Origin of the sequence: Pseudocoprococcus catus (assembly GCF_019734885.1) — a bacterium.
Lineage (GTDB): Bacteria > Bacillota > Clostridia > Lachnospirales > Lachnospiraceae > Coprococcus_A > Coprococcus_A catus.
On record NZ_JAAXCM010000061.1, the window covers coordinates 38,486 to 60,474 of the forward strand.

The 21,989-nt window shown below is 46.2% G+C and carries 21 protein-coding genes and 1 pseudogene; 11 read left to right on the forward strand and 11 right to left on the reverse strand.

Annotation, left to right across the window (positions count from 1 at the left end; all coding sequences use genetic code 11):
- Positions 1 to 74: 74 nt before the first annotated feature.
- Entirely contained in the window at positions 75 to 1,394 is a 1,320-nt protein-coding gene (locus tag HED67_RS15170; protein ID WP_246612264.1) for an MATE family efflux transporter, read from the forward strand.
- On the opposite strand, the gene HED67_RS15175 is transcribed toward HED67_RS15170, so the two are convergent.
- The 11 genes from HED67_RS15175 to HED67_RS15225 all read right to left on the reverse strand — a co-directional run bounded on the left by HED67_RS15175 (position 1,360) and on the right by HED67_RS15225 (position 15,167).
- Positions 1,360 to 3,525 carry an Ig-like domain-containing protein gene (locus HED67_RS15175; RefSeq protein WP_221718802.1) on the reverse strand — a complete coding sequence of 722 codons (2,166 nt, stop codon included), beginning with the start codon at positions 3,523 to 3,525 and terminating at the stop codon, positions 1,360 to 1,362. The two genes, HED67_RS15170 and HED67_RS15175, sit on opposite strands and share 35 nt — an antisense overlap.
- Positions 3,526 to 3,552: 27 nt before the next feature.
- Positions 3,553 to 5,244: a serine/threonine protein kinase gene (locus HED67_RS15180; RefSeq protein ID WP_221718803.1), complete on the reverse strand. Its 1,692-nt coding sequence runs from the start codon at positions 5,242 to 5,244 to the stop codon at positions 3,553 to 3,555.
- A gap of 445 nt (positions 5,245 to 5,689) precedes the next feature.
- Complete coding sequence (locus HED67_RS15185) at positions 5,690 to 6,958, reverse strand: hypothetical protein (protein WP_221718804.1); 1,269 nt, start codon at positions 6,956 to 6,958, stop codon at positions 5,690 to 5,692.
- On the reverse strand, positions 6,945 to 8,495 hold the full coding sequence (locus HED67_RS15190; protein WP_221718805.1) for a COG1361 S-layer family protein: 1,551 nt from the start codon (positions 8,493 to 8,495) through the stop codon (positions 6,945 to 6,947). Before HED67_RS15190 ends, HED67_RS15185 begins: the two co-directional genes overlap by 14 nt.
- A 28-nt stretch (positions 8,496 to 8,523) precedes the next feature.
- The gene (locus HED67_RS15195) at positions 8,524 to 9,198 is read right to left on the reverse strand and encodes an ATP-binding cassette domain-containing protein (RefSeq protein WP_221718806.1); all 675 of its coding nucleotides are present in this window, start codon (positions 9,196 to 9,198) and stop codon (positions 8,524 to 8,526) included.
- Positions 9,199 to 9,295: 97 nt separating this feature from the next.
- Complete coding sequence (locus HED67_RS15200) at positions 9,296 to 9,952, reverse strand: ATP-binding cassette domain-containing protein (protein WP_221718807.1); 657 nt, start codon at positions 9,950 to 9,952, stop codon at positions 9,296 to 9,298.
- Positions 9,952 to 10,854, reverse strand: a complete 903-nt coding sequence (locus HED67_RS15205; RefSeq protein WP_260702748.1) for a hypothetical protein — start codon at positions 10,852 to 10,854, stop codon at positions 9,952 to 9,954. Before HED67_RS15205 ends, HED67_RS15200 begins: the two co-directional genes overlap by 1 nt.
- On the reverse strand, positions 10,844 to 11,653 hold the full coding sequence (locus HED67_RS15210) for a hypothetical protein (RefSeq protein ID WP_221718808.1): 810 nt from the start codon (positions 11,651 to 11,653) through the stop codon (positions 10,844 to 10,846). The genes HED67_RS15205 and HED67_RS15210 overlap by 11 nt, the downstream gene beginning before the upstream one ends.
- A 20-nt stretch (positions 11,654 to 11,673) precedes the next feature.
- Positions 11,674 to 13,086 carry a DUF6034 family protein gene (locus tag HED67_RS15215; protein WP_221718809.1) on the reverse strand — a complete coding sequence of 471 codons (1,413 nt, stop codon included), beginning with the start codon at positions 13,084 to 13,086 and terminating at the stop codon, positions 11,674 to 11,676.
- Positions 13,087 to 13,271: 185 nt separating this feature from the next.
- Positions 13,272 to 14,654, reverse strand: a complete 1,383-nt coding sequence (locus tag HED67_RS15220) for a DUF6034 family protein (protein ID WP_178441436.1) — start codon at positions 14,652 to 14,654, stop codon at positions 13,272 to 13,274.
- A 186-nt stretch (positions 14,655 to 14,840) separates the two neighbouring features.
- The gene (locus HED67_RS15225; protein WP_221718810.1) at positions 14,841 to 15,167 is read right to left on the reverse strand and encodes a lanthionine synthetase LanC family protein; all 327 of its coding nucleotides are present in this window, start codon (positions 15,165 to 15,167) and stop codon (positions 14,841 to 14,843) included.
- A gap of 337 nt (positions 15,168 to 15,504) precedes the next feature.
- On the opposite strand from HED67_RS15225, the gene HED67_RS17740 reads away from it, so the two are divergent.
- The 10 genes and pseudogenes from HED67_RS17740 (at position 15,505) to HED67_RS15275 (ending at position 21,974) form a co-directional block, all read left to right on the forward strand.
- Positions 15,505 to 16,473 carry a DUF6017 domain-containing protein gene (locus HED67_RS17740; RefSeq protein ID WP_221718811.1) on the forward strand — a complete coding sequence of 323 codons (969 nt, stop codon included), beginning with the start codon at positions 15,505 to 15,507 and terminating at the stop codon, positions 16,471 to 16,473.
- A gap of 23 nt (positions 16,474 to 16,496) precedes the next feature.
- Positions 16,497 to 16,715, forward strand: a complete 219-nt coding sequence (locus HED67_RS15235) for a DUF5348 domain-containing protein (RefSeq protein WP_221718812.1) — start codon at positions 16,497 to 16,499, stop codon at positions 16,713 to 16,715.
- 116 nt (positions 16,716 to 16,831) lie between these two features.
- Positions 16,832 to 17,308 (forward strand): PcfB family protein, encoded by a 477-nt coding sequence (locus HED67_RS15240; protein ID WP_221718813.1) that lies wholly within the window; start codon positions 16,832 to 16,834, stop codon positions 17,306 to 17,308.
- Positions 17,305 to 17,604 (forward strand): annotated as a pseudogene (locus HED67_RS15245) (hypothetical protein); the annotation flags it as partial. The gene HED67_RS15240 and the pseudogene HED67_RS15245, both read left to right, overlap by 4 nt.
- 56 nt (positions 17,605 to 17,660) lie before the next feature.
- Positions 17,661 to 19,511, forward strand: coding sequence for a recombinase family protein (locus tag HED67_RS15250; RefSeq protein ID WP_330656597.1), 1,851 nt, complete (start codon positions 17,661 to 17,663; stop codon positions 19,509 to 19,511).
- 79 nt (positions 19,512 to 19,590) lie between these two features.
- A complete protein-coding gene (locus HED67_RS15255) occupies positions 19,591 to 19,782 on the forward strand; it encodes a transposon-encoded TnpW family protein (protein ID WP_221718815.1) in 192 nt (63 codons plus the stop codon).
- Between the two features lie 133 nt (positions 19,783 to 19,915).
- The gene (locus HED67_RS15260; protein WP_221718816.1) at positions 19,916 to 20,230 is read left to right on the forward strand and encodes a hypothetical protein; all 315 of its coding nucleotides are present in this window, start codon (positions 19,916 to 19,918) and stop codon (positions 20,228 to 20,230) included.
- A gap of 84 nt (positions 20,231 to 20,314) precedes the next feature.
- Positions 20,315 to 20,875, forward strand: coding sequence for an RNA polymerase sigma factor (locus tag HED67_RS15265; protein ID WP_005922902.1), 561 nt, complete (start codon positions 20,315 to 20,317; stop codon positions 20,873 to 20,875).
- On the forward strand, positions 20,872 to 21,588 hold the full coding sequence (locus HED67_RS15270; RefSeq protein ID WP_005922899.1) for a hypothetical protein: 717 nt from the start codon (positions 20,872 to 20,874) through the stop codon (positions 21,586 to 21,588). The genes HED67_RS15265 and HED67_RS15270 overlap by 4 nt, the downstream gene beginning before the upstream one ends.
- 89 nt (positions 21,589 to 21,677) lie before the next feature.
- The gene (locus tag HED67_RS15275; RefSeq protein ID WP_221718817.1) at positions 21,678 to 21,974 is read left to right on the forward strand and encodes a DUF3847 domain-containing protein; all 297 of its coding nucleotides are present in this window, start codon (positions 21,678 to 21,680) and stop codon (positions 21,972 to 21,974) included.
- Positions 21,975 to 21,989 lie beyond the last annotated feature (15 nt).

Here is a 21,989-nt window from a genome sequence, read left to right on the forward strand (position 1 = left end):
TTCCACTGTTTCATTCACTGCTGTACACCACACTCAGAAAGGAATTCAATATGTCTGCAGCGGATACTTCTTATATGAAAGAAAAACCTGTTCTGTCACTACTGCTGAGTATGGGGATTCCCATGATGCTTTCCATGCTCATCAATTCTCTCTATAATATTGTTGACGGCATCTTTGTTGCCAGAATGAGTGAAGATGCAATGATGGCTATCTCTCTTGTCTACCCTGTTCAGAACCTTCTGCATTCTATAGCCGTTGGTTTCGGTGTCGGTACCAATGCCGTCATTGCCATCTTTCTCGGAAGCCAAAAGGGTGAGTCTGCATCATCTGCCGCCTCCCAGGGCATCCTCCTGAATATCTTTCATGGACTGCTGTTCATGATCTTCGGTATTCTCTTTATGCGGCCATTCCTGAATATGTTTACTTCCAATGAAACCGTTATTGTTTATGGCATGCAGTACGGTATTATCGTTCTGTGCTTTTCTATGATCCACACAACAGAATTATCCTTTGAAAAGATCTTTCAGTCCGTGGGCCATATGAAAACATCCATGATCAGCCTTGGAAGCAGCTGTATGGTCAATATCATTCTCGATCCGCTGCTGATCTTCGGTATCGGTCCTTTTCCCGAAATGGGCATCCGCGGTGCCGCACTGGCCACCGGTATCGGGCAGACAACCGGTTTATGCATCTACTTGCTGACCAGCCGAATACGGCCATTAAATCTTCAGTTTAAACCACAGTACTTCAAGCCAACTCAAAATATATGCAGACGATTATACGGCATCGGTATTCCGGCGACTCTGAATATGGCACTGCCCTCCGTCTTAATCTCCGTGTTGAATATTCTTCTCGGAACTTTCTCCGAAACACAGGTGCTTGTTCTTGGTATCTATTATAAACTGCAGAGTTTTCTGTATCTTCCTGCCAATGGTATAATCCAGGGAATGCGCCCAATTATGAGCTATAACTACGGTGCAAGAGAATCATCCCGAGTTAAAAAAATCTATCAGACCTCTTTAAGTATTATTGTGCTTATTCTGCTTGCCGGCACTGTGTTGTGTCTGGTCGTTCCAGATCAGCTGATCCATCTATTCAGTAACAATGCCGCTACAATTACTGCCGGCCGACAGGCACTTCGCATCATCTGCATCGGTTTTGCCATCTCAGGTATCTCTGTTGTCACTGCCGGTGCTTTGGAAGCTATGGGAAAAGGTATGGAATCCCTGCTTATCTCCTGCCTGAGATATATTGTCCTGATTCTTCCGCTGGCTTTCATTCTCAGTCATTTCATCGGTGTTGGCGGTGTATGGCATGCATTCTGGATCACAGAGGTTATCACAGCCGCATTGTCCGCATTTATCTTTTATCGTCAGTACCAGGCAATCGCCTGATACTGACATTCTTTTTCTGATAATACCAATATCCTATACTGCTTCCCATAAATAAAATGCAGACAGCCCCGGCAATTAAAAGAGATACTTTCCTACTGTTTTGATTCTTCGACTCTATCGCTGTGCTACCCGGATGCAGAATCTCCTCATTATCAGAAGCACTGTTCTGTTTCTTCGTTCTATCAGACAAATTCACAAGTACATGCCGCTTGCCCGAATCTGCGACATTCCCTGCCCTGTCCTCTGCAATGATCCGGATTGCCTGATATTCATCCGATGCTTTCATCTGAAGTTCGATCAGCCCCTCCATTTCCTCTATTTCCTTCTCTGAGAACTCTTCCTCAAGCTTCCCATCAAGATAATACTGTACCTTCAACAGCTCCGTATTATCACTGACTGCTGCCTGAAAATTATGATTCTCTCCATGATAATACTGCTGGTCTTCAAGATTAATGATCCGGATCTTCGGTGCCGTACGATCTAAAATAAACCCGGCTTTTACACCCTTTTGCTCTATAGAAGAATGATTGCCTGCTTTATCTTTCGAATCCACATAAATGACATAAGTGCCTTCATTCTGAAAACAGCTCTTATCTATCGTATAAGTATATTCCTTCTTCTCTGTCTCACTTCCCTTTGCCTGAACAGTATAATCTTTTCCTTTCTCCAGTTCCCGCAAAGTGCCGCTGCAGCTGATAATCACACTGGACTCTGACAGCCAGTCCACATTCTTCTCGCAGATCACAACTTTATCGGAATCCCGAATAAATATTTTCTGAAGCATCGCCTCTGTCTCACGATCGAACGTGTAATCAGAACCACCCCGATTAACATTAAAATATATGCTTTTCTCTGACTGATTGCATGCTAAATCAACTGCAGACACAGATAATTGATAAATACCATCCATCTTCTCACTGAAATTATCCATCGCTATCTTTATCTCCTGATCAGATATCTTCTGCTCATGGACGTCCGGGAGCTTCACTTTCTTTCCTTCCAATTCCTTCAGAGAAACCTTGATCTCTCCCTCATTCATATTGGTATCAATGATTTGCAGAACAGGTTCCACCTTGCCATTGTTTGATGAATGATTCTCCAAATTTGTTATCTTCAGTTTCGGTGCCGTCCGGTCGATCACAAATGCGCCGGAATGGTAAGCTTTCGCTTCATTGCCCGCCTGATCTTTCCAGGCTACATTCAATGCGTTGATACCCTCCTTTTCAAAAAGAACTTCTGACTGGTAGCCCTCCTTTGTCTTCCTCCATTCCAAATCTACTTCCAATGATTCACCGCCGCCAAAAACTGCCGTCACTTTGCCGTCATCCGGCCGAAACCATTTCTCCCTGATTGTAATAACTGCTCGCCTTGGTTCACGATAGTACTTTTGATTCCGTACTTCCTGATTATCATACATAACCGCAATAACCGGTGCTGTCTTATCAATGATAAATGGCGGAACTACCAGCGTCTCTGCCTGATTGCCCGCAAGATCCGTACATGAAAAAGTGATCTGATACATTCCTTCACCAGAGCAGCTGATAACCCCCTCTGCTGTATTGCCATGTCTTCGCCATCCTGAAAATGAATACCCATCCGGATCCTCAGATTCAACCACCGGCCGCCAGGAATCATCTAAATTATCATCCTGCACATACAGATAAATCTGACAATCCCCGGAATAATAATCGTCGTTTCGTCGTCCGCTTGTTTCCAGCCTTCCCGTGATTATTGGGCGTGTTCCGTCCTTTCTCAATGAGGCGGTCTTGTGCAGACCGGTATGTCCTGCCTGATCCTGGGCCCAAAAAGAAAAGTGAATCTCTCCATCAGCAAATTCCGACAGATCAGGATGATATATCATTGTATGACCAGCTTCGGCAGGCCAGCTTTCCTTTCTCTGATGCCCCAGATAATCTTCCGCAATACATGAAATAGATACAATATCTGAATCACCTGATTTCTCAGCCCTCAGAACAAAAGAAACCTGTTCCTGCTCATTATATATTCCCTTTCCGCTCTCCGGTACAGATTCCTCACTCACGTATAAAACCGGTGCATCGTCTTTGGACATCCCCATCAATATCCCTGCCGCCATCACCAGCCCCAGTAACCCAATCAGTTTGCGTCTCATTTACCTCTCCCCCATTACATCCTCTGCTCAATCTGCTGCTTCCCCTATCATCAATCTTTTTTTAATAATATATACCTTATCCAGAATCTGCTGCTTCATTGCTTCTGCCTTCTCAATATTATTCGTCTTAGCTAAACCAAGATTTATTCTGTCTAAAATAGCATCAAAATCTGCCCCGGAGATAATCTGCAGCATCGTCCCAACGGATACTTCCTCCATCACCCGGCTCAGTATTCTGTCATATAGTTCCAACTCCCACCGCACCTCTCCCGGATAGAAATCATCTTCCAGCAAAAGGGCCGCCTGCTGCCAGAACCTTCTCTTTTCCTCTTCTGTCTCCTGCCGTCGAAAACTACTCTGATCTGATGTCCGACACCACTCACCCAGAATCTCAGCTCTCTTCTGCCAGACAAACTTCCGATGGTCAAATTCCCTCAGATCCAGGTTCTTCATATCCGAATCCGCCACTGCCTGAAACCAGTCTGCTGCCTGCTGCTGAGAAACCGCACCTTCAGACTGCAAATACAGTGCCATTGCTATCTTATAATCCAATACGATCCACTCCGCCGCATGACGCCCGGATTTACAATTCCTGTTCTCTAATAACAAATGCTGTACCTTCTGCCATTCCTCCGCAGATAAAATCCCATCCTGCATAAAGGAATCATACAATAACAGATAGGCTTTCGGATTCTCCGGTGCCTGTTCGATTGCCTCCAAAAGCACCCGATCCGCCTCCTCCTGCTCTCCGGTCTCTGCCATGCTCAAATGTCTTTCATAAGCGGCAGCATCCAACCTGCTGTAAAAGACTGTCATCACCCCATACACCAGAAAGAAAACGGTCATTCCTCCCAATGCCAATCTCCTGATCCTCCGGAAAGATGTGCTGATCTCTTCACTGCCTGAAAAGCAAAGTACCTTCCTGACCTCCTCCCAATCACTCCGTTTCTTCGGATCCGACTGTGTACACCTTTCGATCAATCGATTCAGCCGCCTGATCTGCATCTTCCGACAGCACATCCTTCTCCTCTGAGATTTCTCATCCCACCAGTCAGAGCTGCTTAATTTCCTAAAATGGAATAAATTCTCTGAAGGATCATCCCCTGTTAAAAGGAAATGAAGCAGTGCCCCAAAGCTGTAAATATCTGTCCAGGGACCCGGCCCGCAGCTGTGGCTATACTGTTCCGGCGGAGCGAATCCCGGTGTTCCCATTCCCTTTACAGTAATATCTTCCCCAAGATAACAGGCCGATCCGAAATCAACCAGATACACCTTCCCATTCTCATCAATCATCACATTCGACAGTTTCAGATCCCTGTAAACGATTCGCTGTGCAGCCAGATATTCAAGACACTCTGCCAATTGTATCATCCATGGCAATACATCATCAGCTTCAAATCCTCTCCCCGTGGGATGCAGCTGCTCTTCTATGATCTCAGCCAATGTCTGGCCTTCAATATAAGTCATCACCAGATAAACATGCTCATCCTCTTCCCATATCTCCCTGACATCAGGAAATGCAGGATGTTCCACCACCGACAGCAGCTGCGCTTCCCTATGCAGTATCGCAGCCGACAACTCATCTGCACCAGAAACTTTCAATGCATAGAATCGGTTGTCTTCAAGACATCTGACAAGATACACCTGACCTAATCCGCCTATGCCAAGAATATTCTTCACCTCATAGCCATTATGAATACCCACGAACTGTTCCGGCAATTGTCACCACCATCCTTGAACTTATCATGACCTGATTAAAACCAATATCTTCTCAATGCTCTCTCTATTCAATTTATCTTTCGTATAATGGATTTCTCTGTCTGGACAAGAATCGTCAGACAGCTTTATCAGAAGTGAAATATTGACGCTATTATACTCTACTTTCCCCGAATCGCCAAGTACTTTCGACACCCTTTTTTCTTAAGTTTTTATAAAACCAAATTTCCTATTCAATCGACATTTTCCGTCTCAAAAAACGTAAGAAACCAGAATAAACACATCCTTTTTTTCGCTTAAAGTCAAAAGATCCGCTCCATCAAAAAAACTCCTACAGAATGTCACACCGCTAAAGTGATCTCGTCCATAGAAGTTTTTAACTCTGAAATATGAATTTTTACAATTGCCAACCCGCCGCCTGCATCTACATGATTTTATTGACAGCCCTTTACAGCCATCCATACAACATCGAGATCCATTGCCATGCAAAACTTCCGATCAATCCCAGACCGACAATCATCAGCCGGCGCCTGTGCAGGAGTTTTCGATCACTCTTCTTTTCTGCACCAAATCGCCGGATATCCTCCAGCCACCTGACATGCAGAATTTTCCAGACACGTTCACTCATTTGCATCATAAAGATGGCACAGATAAGGATCATAGCACCTGTCTCCAGACGGGAAATATTTTTCTCGTTTGTCTGCCTGATAACATCTGTCACATCACTTTGGGCACTGATCTGAAATTGTTCCAGTTCCTTTATCACCGGGGATACATTAAAACCATTCTTCACAGCGATCATCAGCTTCACAGACACCTGCTGCCCCTCATCAACTGCAGTGCTGTCAGACCGATCTGTTCCTGTGCGCTCCGTTATTTTGCTGCTGTTTGAATTATTGGAAGTGCTTGCAGATTTTTTCGAATTCATACTGTCCTTTCCGGCACTTTCAGCAGACATATCTAAGTCTCTAGGATCAGCCGGCATATCACTCCCCTCCGGATCCGCTGACATTCCTCCGCCGCTCACGGTAAAGCCCATCTCATCCGAGGTATCTGCCCACTGATCTGACAGATAAATTCCCGGCAGCTGTTCGTTCTGATCAATGCCGTATAAGCGCACAGACTGACTGTCATCCAGGGTAAAGTCCTTCAGTAAATCTGCCTTTTCCAGTGCCAGCCCCTGCTTTTTCTTATCTTTCTGACTGCTTCTGTCTGTCACCCTGTTTTCATCTGCTGCCGACTCACTTTCCGACTGCATGGATGTGATACGGGATTGCCCTTCTGTTTTCTTTTTCAGGTTTTCAAGGGCTTTCTCGGATACAATACCATAGGGCATGCCCCCTGAAAAAGGTACTCCCGCTGTCACGGCCTGACCGGACAGCCATTTCATATAATCACTTTCCACATAATAAACGCTGACTTCACCGCTGTAATCTTCCCACTGCATCACTGCTGTCTGCTCTGAATAAGGTGTCAAAGCCTCCACCCCCTGCATGGACAGGATAGATGTCCGCATATCTGAAGATAGATTCTGAGACATTTCTGCCTGAATAACAACAGGTTTTTGAAGTTCTTTAAACAGATTCAGATACTGCCCTGCGGCATTCCAGATCCATACAAAGGAAATCGCAAAACCAATGACCGGCAGTAGAATTTCTCTCAGACTCAAAGTTTTGAAAGCAAGATACCACCATCGGCCTTTCTTATTCCTGCTCATGCTGTTTTGCCTTTCTTCTGTAAATAATCACTCCTGCCGTGCCGAGAATAACAACAGCGGCAATGACACCGATATACCACTGCAGACTAACGCCTTGCTTTTTCTCCTCTGTCTGGCTGCTGTCCGTACTGAGATCCAGCGGATTGATCACTGTGCTGATTTCTTTCTCCGCCGTGTAAGTCTGACCATCCTCATCTTCATAAGAAAGAATAAGTTTGCCGGAAGTCTCCCCGTACATCTCACCATCTGCTGATGACTCCTTCATGCCAGCAAATATTTTCAAAGTACCATTTGCTGCACTGCCGGCTTCCACACTGCCGATATAGGCACTGGTGCCCGTTGACAATCCCGGCGCATCCACCACGCAGCGGGCATTGTAAATGGCCCCTTTGCCCAGATTCAGTGCCTGCACATTGATGTTCATAGTATCACCGGCATTGATGCTATCCGGCAGCTCATCCGCTTCCAGTTCCACTCTAAGCGGCTGATGTATATCCACTGAAATCGTTCCCGATGAAGAAAGTGAAGATGCATCCGGATTGTCATAGGACATACTCAGCTGGATATCATAACGCCCTTCCTGTATCCCCGCTGACGCGGAAAATGTCAGAGGCAGTTTTAATGTCTCATTACTTCCGAGACGATCAAAGAAAAATGTATTGCTGTCTGCCTTTAATGTCAGATTCGTCTCTGCACAGGTCACATCAATGGTCATGTTCTGGACGTATTTAATCTTGCTTGTATTCTTGATTTCCACATTCAGTGTAAAATCTTTGCCCGCCTCCAGACGCTCAGGATCAGACTGGCATTTTGTAATAATCAGCTTCGGTTCGGATGTGGGCTTTTCTGACTCATCAGAACTGTTCTTCCCATCATTGCTCACAGATACATCCGATTTGCTGTCCTTTTTCACAGAATCCTTTTTCTTCTCATCCTTAATGGTCACATAAAGGGTAAAGCTTTGCTGGATTTCCTGACCATCGGCCTTCGCTGATACATCAAAAACAACCGGATAAGTCCCATTCTTCCGATCAGATTTCAACGGAAATGTATAACTGACAAGAAAAACCTGCTTCTTATCCTTTGTTCCATTCACCTTCTCCTCCGTTGCCTTAAATGTTTTCTGGTAATTTTTGTAGACAAAAGGCGCCGTACCGGTATCACCCAGATTCGGTGTCACTGTGACAGAAGAGACCGCTTTCATATCCTCCGCCACAAGAGGCAGCACCATCTGTACCTTGTCATCGGCCACTGTTGGTTCATATCCATCTTTATAGGCTTTTTCCATCCCCTCATAAATATGCGTATCATCAATCTGAAATTTGACAGCTGCCTGCTCGGATTCTGTCTGATCAGATTCACTCTGATTCTTTTCAGTCTCCGTCTGTTTTTCAGACTCCGGCACCGTTTCCGCCTCTGTTAATTTCTCTGCTTCTGTGCCCTGCGGCATTTTCTCTGTCACTTCTGCGGCCCACACCATCTGCGGCATCTGACACAGGCATAAGACCATCAAAAAAGCCAATAACCTTTTCCTCATCTTTTATCTAACGCTCCTTTTCATCCATTCAAGTCCAACTCATGTTGTCTGCCGGCTGTCTATCCATAGGTTTTCGAAGCTCCAGTATCCTGTTGCATGGAAAACCGCAGGGTATCTCATCCGCCATCAGCAGACAGGCCCTGTCCTTTGACGCTTCATCCAGTATTTTCAGAATACGTGCCTGTTCAGCCCGGTTCAGGTCCGTCATAAAAGTATCTGCCGCAATCAGATCCGGGTTCTGCAAAACAGCCTGTCCCACAGCGATCAATGCCCGGTCGTAGGCTGTGATCCGGTCTTCCTTATGATATTCCCGAATTTCCTCACCAATCTTTTTCAGCCACTCTGAAGCATGAGCCATGGCTTCCCGTCTGCTGTATCCCTGACACAAAAGGGGCAGTGCAATCTGCTCTCCCAGTGTCATGGATTCCAGAATTCCCGTTGTTTCATAGATGGCCGCTATACTGCCTCTGCATAATATAGTTCCCTCATTGGGCTTTATTTTCTGATCTAAAATCCTGATCAGGGTTGTCCGTCCGCTGCCGGCATTTCCTCTGATCATGACCCGTTCGCCCCGGCCAATTTCCAGTGAAAACTGATCCAGCACCAGGCGATCCGGCGGATACCATTTGACAATATCCTTTAACCTGCAGAGACAGTTATCGGCATCCTGCACTCCTGCCTTATCTTCACAATCATCCTGCATATGTATCCTCCCATCCTGTTTCCTGCATCCAGTTCTCCTGTCTGATCCTCACAATGATTCCCATATGTATCCTCTATACAATTTCTGATATCATTTATTACTCTTCTATCCTGTCCCTGATGCAATGCATCACACCGCCATCCATCTCGCAGACCACATCACAGAGCACATCGATATCCTTCTGGCTGTGACTGGAAAGTAAAATCGTCTTTCCCTTTTTCTTCTGGGCCAGTATCAGTTCATGCATCTGACTGACGCCATGCTTGTCCAGACCATTAAAAGGCTCATCCAGAATCAGCAGGGATGGATCCTCCATCAGTGCCTGTGCAATGCCAAGACGCTGCCTCATGCCAAGGGAATACTTGCTGACAGGCTTCTTCATCTCCGGATCCAATCCTACTGCCCGGATGGCCTCTGCCACTGCCTTTTTGTCAATTTTTTTGCGAAGAGATGCCAGCAGTTCAAGATTTCTCATGCCTGTAAGATTCGGCAGAAATCCCGGTGTCTCAATAATAATTCCCGTATCCTGGGGAAAATCCATATCTTTGCCGATTCGCTTATAATTCACGGTAATTTCACCGGAATCCGGAATCAGAAATCCACAGATACATTTCATCAGCACGGTCTTGCCGCTGCCGTTGTTGCCCACAATGCCGTAAATCCGGCCTTCCTTAAAATCATAACTGATATGATGCAGCACGGTCTCCTCGCCAAAACTTTTGCTCACATCCATGACCCTGATCACATCACGCATTATTTTCCCTCCGTTCCGCTGAATGAAAATGCATACCGACGAATAGCACATATGGTTAATATGAGCAATACTGCCAGTAAAGCAAGGCCGATTGCCACAGTCTGCCCCAATGTTGGCAGCTTATCATAGCCAAAATTATGCATATAAAATGTTGCCTGATTCAGGGGCGATATCCACCCCACCAGCACTCTGGCCTTGTAGCTTAACTGATCCGGCAGATGCAGCACCTTCTTAATATTGTCCGGATTCAGCAGCAGCCCGTAACAGCTGAAGGAAATGACCGCTGCAATCCCCGCTATCTGTCCTTTCCATATATTAAACAGCAGCATTACCAGAACCATTACCAGTGTATACAAAAGCATCAGCGCCAATACCCAGAGCATACTCTGCCATGGCCGGCTCATCTCGATAGCTTTCACCGCTGACGGCAGATTCAGTTCTTTGCCGCTGCCGGAATAAGCCAGCGCTGCCGCTGTCCGGCTCCACCGGTTGCCTGTGAAAGCATTCTGCATAGTCAGCACCACCGTGGAAAAAAGTGTAAATACCATGAAAAGCATAGTGGCCAGAGCCACATACACCATCTGCCCCACAACCCACACACGCCTTGTAGTCCGCATCAGATAAAATGGCGTTGCCGTGGTGATAAAGGGCATATCTGCAAATAAAATCAACAGTAGCAGCGACACAAGGAGAATCGCATTACTGTCTCCAAATGTCCATATGAAAGCTTCAAAAATCTGCATGGTTGTATCCCGCTCCACAGCAAACTGTACTGCTTTGTCTGTCAGAAGGTAACAGAGAATAAAATCCAGCAGAAAGGCGGTTACAACCCTTGCATTTTTGTGCCATCGGAGGAAATTATAGGAAGCCACCGACAGCACCATTTTTCCTTTATACCACACGTTCCAGACACCTCATCCCTGTTCTTCTCACTATAAGAGCAACCATTCCTGCCAGAAGCAGCAGCCACAGACAAATCCCCCAGTCCTTCAGGGGCCAGCTCCAGCTCATCACCAGCCATTCCTTTGGATACAATAATTTCAAAGCATCAAAATAGCGCTCATATACAATTTCCAACAGATAATCCACTATAAAAGGCCCAATCCAGGCCATCATCCGGTTAAATGTCCATAAGGACAGCAGCATGCCCACCAGTGACCACACCGCCCCAAAACAGCCATACCGGAAAACAAGGCCTATCAACTGCTGAATCTCATAGCTCTGGGCAATCTCCCCGGCAGCACCTGCAGTATCTGCAATATCTGCTGCCTGTGCCGCATTCGCAGTCCCTGAAGCTGTTTCCAATGGCATCAGCAAAACCGCACTTATAAGAATCACCAAAAGCGCAGCCCCCATCAGAGTCACTGCGCCGGACAGCATGCAGGCTGCTGCCTTCGAATGAATATAACTTGCTTTATCCGTCCTGTAAAGGACATTTTTGAACATACCGGATTTGACCTCATCAATACAGGCAGCGCCATATGGGAAAGCACAGATCACCGGTGCCACCAGCAGCGCATTGCCGGTTGTCAGGGATTCAAAGGCAAAGCTCAGGGCCTTTCCCGCTGCCAGGGGTTCTGACTGACCAAAGTCTGCCATGATGGTATCCATCCTTCCCAACAGCACAGCCGCCGTAAAAATCACAGCCGGAATCAGAATCCGGTGAATCCGGCCGATTTGTTTTTTATCATATGCTAACATTTTCTTCCTATCTGTTTCTTTTAATAACCTAACCAGGTATTGATAATTGTGCCATCTGTCGCATTTACCACACAAAAATGGTTGACCCACCCATCTTCTTTGTAATCTCCCTGGCTTGCGTAACCACTGAAAACATAAACTGGCACATATTCAAAGGCCTGATCCGAATTTTTAACCTTCACACGGCAATACATCTGACGAATATCATTCACATTCGCACAGACCTTTTCTGTCTCTGCTGTCGTTTCATCCTCCATTTCATCATCTGAAGCCATACCAAGTGATGTCATGGTACATTTCACCTGCATATAATTTTTAAAGGCCGTATAAATATCATCAAAAGGCAACATTTCTGCTGGCTGACTATCGGTTGAGGTTATTTCCATTGGAGAATCCCATCCCACAGATGTAATCTGATCATCTATTATCTCAAACTCCAACATTTCATAGGTCAGATTTGCCGCATAGGCATCCGTACTGTCATAGGACAGATCTGTTAAAAGACACGGAAGGTTATTGATAACAGGAACATATTTGATTCGCCACTGATTGCCATTATTGTCAGCTGAATCTACCTGCCATTCCTTATCCGTCAGATCTTTCAGCTTCTCACTGGTCATTTGAATGGCTTCCTCCCGGCTGATGACAGGATCAGCATTGTAATTGATATCCACTTCATCATTCAGTACAAAAGACATATCATGCACCTGATAGTCTGCATCCTGCCGATTATTGGCACTGATATGTGCACCCCTGCCTTCATAATCACCCATCACCTTTAACGATTGTGTCCTGTCCTCCTTACTGTAGTCTTCATCATCCCCATCCATCTCATCTTTCATCCAATAGGAGAACGGATGAAATGTCCAGTCTGTCTTTGTGCCTTCATCTTTTTCCGGTGCAGAATCATAATTTGATTTCAGGTTATCAATCTGCTCCTGATAAAATTCGACGGTACTATCTATCTCATCTTCTGTATACCCTTCTGCCAGTAAACCATCCCTGTCACTGATCTTCTGCTGACGCCAGAGAATGGCTTCCTCGATATCCGATTTCGTCATCTCATCCCGATATTCATAAACATCCTCTGTGCCAAAGAAAACATTACACCACCGCTTTACATCATCCGCAGATACAGACTGCGCCTCCGCCTGCAGAACCGGTACATTCTTTACTCTCACCTGATCTGCCTGAACCTTAATGGTTACATCACCTTCCGTGGAATCAAAGGAATCAGAAATTGCTTCAGATACAACCTTTCCATCTGCGTTTTCGTCAATGGCAATGGTATCATCAACGGACTGGCTCGTTTCATTCTGACTGGCCTGATTATCATTCTTGTTGGCCACAATATCCTGATCCGGCGTGGCCTGACAGCCTGTCATCAATAGTGCCGCTGAGATGGCTATACATGCATATTTTCTTATCTTCATCGTGCTTTCCTCCTGCCTTGCTTTAACATTTTCTGACTGTATTATAAAATTCACAGGCATAAAAAATGCATCATCCTATCTTTGTATTAGCAAAAAAGGAAGCAAATCTAACTATTCTGAAAAATATTCTAAAAAACGATGCCAATCAGGTATTTCCTGCTGACATCGTTTTTCAATTCACATTGTCAATACCCTAAACCAGCATTAATGATCGTGCCATCTATTGCATTAATTAAGCAGAAGATGCTGTCGTTCGTATCCTCGGTTCCGCTTACACTGATCTTCCCAAGGAATGCATACACAGGTACATACTGATACGTATTATCCGTATTTTTCTCCTTCACACGGCAATACATCTGCTGGATTTTTGTGATATTCACAGCTGCATCTTCGGAATCATCTTCCATCAACCCCAGTGAACTGACGCTGGTGCTCACCTTCATATAAGTTTTAAAAGCATCATACAGCTCATCAAAGGATTTCAGCTCTGACGTCTGACTGTCTGCAGATGTCACCTTCATCGGTGTATCCCACTCCGCAGATACAATTTGATCATCTGTCACTGAAAAATCAATCTGCTCATAATCCAGATTCGATGCATAAGTATCATCCGCAGTATAATCAATGGTACTGTAAACACAAGGTATCTGATCAATACTCGGAACATACTGGATGCGCCATTGATTGCCTATTGCCCAGACAGCATTCACCACCCATTCACCATCTGTCAATTCCTTCAGCTTCTGATCCGTCAACTTCACAGCCTCCTCCTGACTGATGGAGGACTTCCCATTGCTATTCAAACCAGCTTGTTCATCATCCCAGTAAAACATAATACTGTGCAGTTGATAATCAGGCGTTGATCTGTTGCTGGCACTCACATAAGCCATCTTGCCGTCGCAATCACCGATAACCTTTAACTTATCTGTTTTATCCAGATTGCTCCAATCTTCATCTCCGCCAGCTTCAGCCATTTCCCTATAATAGGAAGCAGGATGGAATGTCCAGTCTGTCTTTTGTCTCTCATCATCTTCAGGTGCACTTTCATAATTGGCTTTGAGATTATCTATTTCCTCCTGATAGGATTGGATCACCGCCTCTGCCGCTTCTTCTGTATATCCCTCTTCTGTGATCAATCGATCTTTGTCATTGATCCACTGCTGCCGCCAAAGAATGGCTTTCTGAATTTCTGACTTCGTCATCTGACTGGTTCCCTCATAGACATCTTCTGTCGTACCAAAGAAAGCCTTGGACCATCGCTTCACATCATCCACCGAAATATCCTGCGCTTCCGCCTGCATAACCGGTATAGGACGTGCCTTCACCTGGTCAACCTGAATATTGATTGTCACATCACCGCTGTCAGAAGCAAAGGATTCAGAATATCCTTCTGAAACAACCTTTTCCGCATCGGTATCTTCCGTTGATTCAGCAGCTGATTCTGCTTTCGATTGTTCCGTCTGCTGATCGTTTTTGTTGGCAACAATATCCTGATCCGGTGTAGCCTGACAACCGGATAATAACAACGATGTCACAATCATTAAGCCTATATAATTTCGTGCTTTCATCTTTATACTCCAATATGTCCAACGTAATTACAAATATCATGCCATCCAAGTTTGTTGTTCTTCTTCATGATAATCCTCCATTCTTTTGTGTAAATTTTTGTTACAGGCGGATTATATCACACCATTAATCAAAATTGTGGTCATTTCCCTTATCTCCATATTTTGTGCCTTTATCTCTTTCCCACTCTAAAATATAAAAGAAAATAACTCCAGCACAATTTCTTTATACTTTTCTTCTCCTGTATAGCTTCCCAACAAAGCCATCGCCACTGCCATACCGCTGTATCCATGTGCCATGCCTGCAAGACAATGCTTTGATTGAATACTTTTTACCAAATCTATGCCTACTTTCTGGGCAGTATGAAGCCCTCTGTTCATATGCCATAAGGATAACTGTCTTTTTGCCTGATTCCTCATCAACTCCGGAAAATTGAAACTGGTAATGTACATATAATATTCCTGTGTATTTCTAAATAAATTGGTTATCCCGAAAAAGCCTTGATTTACAAGCATTTTAAGAGGATTGCAAGTCGAATTTACTACCGATTTACTACTTTTAACGGAAAGGGCTTTGATATGCCACCGCAACCTCTTAAAGCTGACCCATGAATGAGCAACGGCACATCACACAATCGAATACAGACCGCACAAGCGGCGTTTCTTACTTCCCATAACCGGGAGAACAGGAACGCCGCTTTTTTTATACCCTCTGTTACGGAGTAGGAACGAAAAAGACCTTGCCACGCAAGGCTTTCCGGGCGTGTTCCCGAACGGGTAAGAGGTTTATACCTTATCCCTCAAAATCGCCGTTCTACTGCGTAACAAATCCGAAATAAAGGAGTGAACCACAATGGCAGTTTTCCGAGTGGAACGCAACACAGGCTACACCGTAATGAGCAACCACCACCTACGCAACAAGGAGCTGTCCCTAAAGGCAAAGGGGCTGTTATCGCAAATGCTGTCCTTGCCGGAGGATTGGGACTATACCCTTGCGGGACTATCCTACATCAACCGGGAGAAAATCGACGCTATCCGAGAAGCTGTCCGGGAACTGGAACGAGCCGGATATATCGTGCGTTCAAGGGAGCGTGACGAGAAAGGACGCTTGCGGGGTGCAGAGTATGTGATCTACGAACAGCCGCAAAAGCCTGTATCGGATTTACCTATATTGGAAAATCCAACATTGGATAATCCAACGTTGGAAAAACCTATGCAGGAAAAACCTACGTTGGAAAATCCAATGCAATTAAATAAAGATATACAAAGAACTGACTTACCAAAGAAAGAAAAATCAAATACGGATTTATCAAGTACCCATTCCATTCCTATCCATTCCCTAAATCCCCTGCCTTATGGGGACACGGCGGCTGTGCCGGAAAGGAAACGAACGGAAAAGAACGACGCATACCGTGTGTATGAGGAAATTATCAAGGACAATATCAGCTATGACATTCTCTTGCAGGATAACCACCTTGACGCTGACCGTATCAACGAAATCGTTGACCTTATCCTTGAAACCGTCTGCACGAAACGCAGTACGATCCGTGTTGCCGGGGACGACTACCCGGCAGAGCTTGTAAAGAGCAAATTTATGAAACTGGACAGCGAACATATCCGTTTTGTCCTTGACTGTATGCGGGAGAACACAACGAAAATCCGCAACATCAAACAGTACCTAAAGGCGACGTTGTTCAATGCACCGTCCACAATCGGCAATTATTATACGTCCCTTGTGTCGCACGACATGGCAAGCGACACATGGAATAAACCGAAATCCGGTTTTCCGGACTACTCATGCAAACCGGGCGAAAGCCTGTAATACAACCAAAGGAGGATTTTTCTATGGCACAGAAAACAGGAGCATTGATTTTTGACGAACAGACCGACCGCTACGACATTCGCTTTGACCTTGCCGACTACTACGGCGGCTTGCATTGCGGCGAGTGCTTGGAGGTATTCGCAGGCGGCAAATGGAAGCCGACCCGGATTGAGTACGGCGACAACTGGTACCTTGTTGGTATCCGAGCCGAGGACTTGAACGGCTTGCGGGTAAGAATTTAATGCATGGCACACGATGGGGCAACCGGGAAATCGGCTGTCCCTTTTTTCATGCCCGCGACGTACCGAAAAGCGGTGTGCCGCCCTAAACCACTACTACCCCATGAAAGGAGGAACAAATGCAGGAACAGGTAAATGAAAAAATCGTTGCCCTGTCTATCCGAGGGGCAAAGCTAACGGCTGTCATGCTGCAAAAGGCTATGAAAAAGCTGCTTGAAGAAATGAAACGGCAGCAAGGCAAGCCCCCAAAGGGCAAGCAGACCCTAAAGCAGCTTATGAAACAGAACGCAGGTGTTTCCAACATTGAGATCACCGGGGAGAATATCAAAGCCTTTGAGAGTACAGCAAAAAAGTATCATATCGACTTTGCGCTGAAAAAGGACATGACGGAAACACCGCCCCGGTATCTTGTGTTTTTCAAAGGCAGGGACGCGGACGTGCTGACCGCCGCTTTTAAGGAATTTTCCGCAAAGAAGCTGACGCAGGAACAAAAGCCCTCTATCCGAAAGGTGCTGTCCGACTTCAAGGAAAAGGCGGCAGCTCTGAACGCACAGCGGGTACAGGTAAAGAACAAAGACAGGGGGATTGAGCGATGAACAACGTAAACTTGAAAAAGCTGATACTTCCCAATCTCCCGTATCTTTTGTTTGTCTATCTCTTTGACAAAGCGGCACAAGCGGTAAGGCTTGCACCGGGAACAGACCTTTCCGCAAAGCTCTTAGGTATCGGGGACGGATTTACCGCCGCCTTTCATTCCCTTGTGCCGAGTTTTCACGGGACAGATCTTCTTATCGGCATTGCCGGGGCTGTCCTTATCCGGCTTATCGTTTACACCAAAGGAAAGAACGCAAAGAAATATCGGAAAGGCATAGAATACGGCTCTGCCCGTTGGAGTGCATAATTTTAAGTGTAAATGACACTTACATGGACGCACAGGAGGTTATGCACATGACTGATTATAGCAAAATTACAGCCCTTTACTCCCGCCTTTCCGTAGGCGACGAGGACAGGGACGGCGGCGAGAGCAACAGCATACAGAACCAAAAAATATTTTTGGAGAACTATGCCAGAGGGCAGCACCTAACCAATATCCGGCACTACATTGACGATGACGAAAGCGGCAGGTTTTTTGACCGTTCCGCCTACTCCCGCATGATGGACGATGTGGAAAACGGGAAAATCGGTGTCTGCATTATGAAAGACCTTACCCGCTGGGGGCGCGACTATCTCCAAGTCGGCAACGCGATGGAGATATTCAGACGGAACAATGTGCGCTTTATCGCGGTCAACAACGGCATAGACAGCGAGAAGCCCGACACATTGGAGTTTGCGCCCTTTATCAACATCATGTCGGAGTGGTACGCAAAGGACATCAGCAAGAAAGTGAAAACGGGCATTAAGACCAAAGGCATGAGCGGAAAGCCGATTGTCACCGAAGCCCCTTACGGCTATGTCAAAGACCCGGACAACAAGGATTTTTGGATAATCGACGAGGAAGCCGCCGCGGTTGTCCGTTTGATTTTCCGTCTGTTTATCGGCGGGAAGAACCGCAACCAAATCGCCGTATATCTGACACAGGAGCAAATCCCTACCCCCACTTTCTATATGAAAGACCGGGGGCGGGGAACCTGTAAAAATAAGACGCTCAACGAGGATAACCGCTGCAAGTGGAACAAAGCCACCTTGACCAATATCCTCACACGGCAAGAGTATTGCGGCGATGTGGTCAACTTCAAGACTACAAAGCATTTCCGGGATAAGCATAACCACTATGTAGACCGGAGCCAGTGGCACATCACAGAAAATGTGCATGAGCCGATTATCAGCCGCAGCGATTTTGAAACCGTACAGCGGATTTTGGAAAACGCACCCGTCAAACGCCCCAACGGGGACGGGGAAATCCACCCTCTGTCCGGCTTGCTTTTCTGTAAGGACTGCGGCGCAAAAATGCACATTCGCATAGATTACCGGAACGGCGGCAAGCGCCATGTTGCCTATTGCAGCGAGTACCACAAGGGAAAAGCCAAAAACCCCAAATGCAATTCCCCGCACATCATGGACGCGGACTTGCTCATGCAGACCATCGCGGAAGTGCTGAAGAAAATCGAGGACTATTCCATCAGCAACCGGGCGGAGTTTGAAGCATTAGTGAAAAAGAACCTTGCCATGCAGCAGACCGACCAGACCAAGAAACAGCAGAAGCGTATTCCGCAAATCACGACGCGCCTTGAACAGATTGACAAGGTGCTGAATAAGCTCTATGAGGACAACGCCCTCGGCACGATCCCGCAAGACCGTTATGAGCAGATGTCGCAGAAGTATTCGGAAGAATACTACGCGCTGAAAGCGGAGCTTGCCACGCTCCAAGAGCAGCTATCCGCTTACGAGAACGCGGGAGGACGGGCGCAGAAGTTTTTGAAGCTGACGGAACGTCATGCCGCCTTTACCGAGCTTACCCCCGCCATTCTCAACGAGTTTATCAGCCGGATTGAAGTGCATGAGCGCGACCAGAAAAGGGCGAGATACGCAATCCAGCACATCAGCATATATTTCAATTATATTGGCAAGTTTGAGAATAAAGTGACACAGCTTGTAGAGCCGACCGAGCAGGAAATCCGGCAAATGCGGGAGGAAATCGAAGAAGCCAAAAAGGAAAAGAGCCGCGCCTACCACCGGCAGTATTCAAGGGAGTATCGGGCGCGAAACCTTGAAAAGCAGCGGGAGTATGACCGCATGAAAGCGCGGGAATACCGGGCAAGGAGAAAGGCGCAGGCTGCCGCCGCACAGCCCACACAGTAAAACAGAATAACCGTCAACCAAGAGGGATTTTCCGAACTGCGGGAAATCCCTCTTTTGCGCCCGGAGAAAGGAGCCGCCTATGGCAGAACAGACCCCCGACAGTATCATCACGACCCAGAGGAACGGGCAGACCATTGTTGCGGAGTTGTTTTTCAATCACAGCAGCACAGAAACATTCCGCGACAAGCTGCTCAAACTGGTGCTTGCCGACAATTCGCGTTTATCCGCGTCTGACGGTCAAGAGCTGGAAAAAACAGAAATCTTGCGATAACAGCCGCCCTAACGAACCATTCCCCGTCCGGGCGGTTTCTATTTGAAAATCCTCATTTTCCCCAAGTCAAGAGCCGGGAAAAACACCCGAAAAATGCCCCTATTGCGTAACAGGGGCGCAGAAAGGAGAGTTTATGAGAACAGGGCTTACGAAGCAGGAAAAGACCACCGATATATGGTTTGACGAGAAAGACCCGCTGATCTATATCCGCACCCACAACACCGACTTAAAGAAGCGGCTTGCCGCCTACGCCGGACAGCACCCCGACCAGTGCCGCCAGACTGACGCAGACCCGGACACGGGCTGCATGGAGTTTGAAATCTGCAAGGGGCGTTTCTCTTTCCGTCTGACCGCCCCATACAGCGAAGAACGGAGGAACGCCGCCAGCAAAGCGGCAAAGAAACATTCCGGCAACTTGACACACCCTATTCAAAAAGATGTGCTATAATTTTTTTGAAAAAGTTTCGGATTAGATGTAGTATTTGCAGCTGAAACCGTAGTACATAGGTGAAGCCCGAAAGGAGGCGGTGAGATGATAGACGACGAAAAAATCATAGAAATGTTTTTTGGACGTTCAGAACAAGGCATACGAGAGCTGGATATAAAATACGGAAAGGTCTGCCACAATCTTTCCTACCATATCGTAGGCAGCAGACAAGACGCGGAGGAATGTGTAAACGACGCTTATTTAGGCGCATGGAACGCCATTCCCCCGGCACGACCTAACCCGCTGCTATCTTATCTTGTTAAAATCGTTCGGAACATTTCACTCAAAATCTATTGGAGAAAGGAAGCAGCCAAACGGAGCAGCCATTACACGATTGCTTTGGAAGAAATTGAAGCCTGTATAGCAGCCCCGAATACAGTAGAAGCAGAAATCGAAGCCAAAGAGTTAGCCCGTATCATTGAAGCATTTTTAGACACGCTGACTACCGAAAACCGCGTTATTTTCATGCGCCGCTATTGGTTTTCCGACAGCTATAAGGACATAGCCGAGTTTATGGGGCTTTCAGAAAAAAACATTTCTGTCCGGCTGACCCGTATCCGCGAGAAGATGAAGCAATATTTGATTGAAAGAGAGGTATTCGTATGAACGCAAAAAAGTTTTCCGACGCTATGAGTGAACTTGATACGAAATATGTTGATGAAGCCCTTAACTACAAAAAGAAAGCAAAGAAACCCGGTTGGGTTAAGTGGGGAGCTATGGCGGCTTGCTTTGCAGTAATTGCTGTTTTAGGCGTAGGCGTATTTCAAAGTGGATTGTTCGGGAACAAAACTGACATTGCCACTTTGGACAACGGAAATGAAATCATCTTTGTAAAATCGGAAACTGCTGGCTCAAGCATTGACATTGACGGGACTATAACAACAAGGCAACTTACGGAAACGGAAGCTGCATCTCTTTTTCCAAACTTGACCGTTACAGCTCATGCAGTTTTTCGTGTTGATGATACTGTTTCCGACAGCAACAAAGAATTGATTGGTTTTGAGGGAAAAATCGAAAATGCCAAAGTGGTAATATCTACAACGGATATAGCACTACTTGATACGAAGATTGTAGGAAGTGAAGAAAGTAGCGAAGTAAATGGCACAAGCGTGACGGCAGGATATTTTGTAACAGACCGGAACAGCGTGGGAGAACAGAATGTAATTTACTATGCGACCTTTAAGTTGGGAGATAGCACCGTATATGTTGAAAATGCGGGTGCAAAAACTGAAAGCGAAAGTGTGAAAAACGATTTGGCTACCATTATCCAAGAGCTGATAAATAATGGTGCGCTTGACCTAAGTTCTTTCAACGGATAACCCCATGAAAATTTAATACTACCATCAGGACAGCCGAGAAAATCGACTGTCCTTTTTCTATGCCGACAGGCAGAAAGGAGCGGCCAGCTATGACGAAACCGAGAGAGAAAACCCGCGAGGAATTGACTGCCGAGATTGAGGACGGAAAGAAGAAAATCCGGCAGTTTGAGAACCGGGAAAAGATGTTGCGTCAGAAGCTATCCAAAGAGGAATGCAGAACGCGCAGCCACCGCCTTATCGTCCGGGGCGCAGTCTTTGAAAGCATTGTGCCGGAAGCAAAGAACATGACCGACGAGGAAGCCACAGCACTTCTCCGGCTCGCCTTGACGAGTGAACCAGCGCGGGAGTTTTTGAGAAAAAGAGCCGAAGCCGGGAACGCAGAATAAATCCCTTTGGAACAA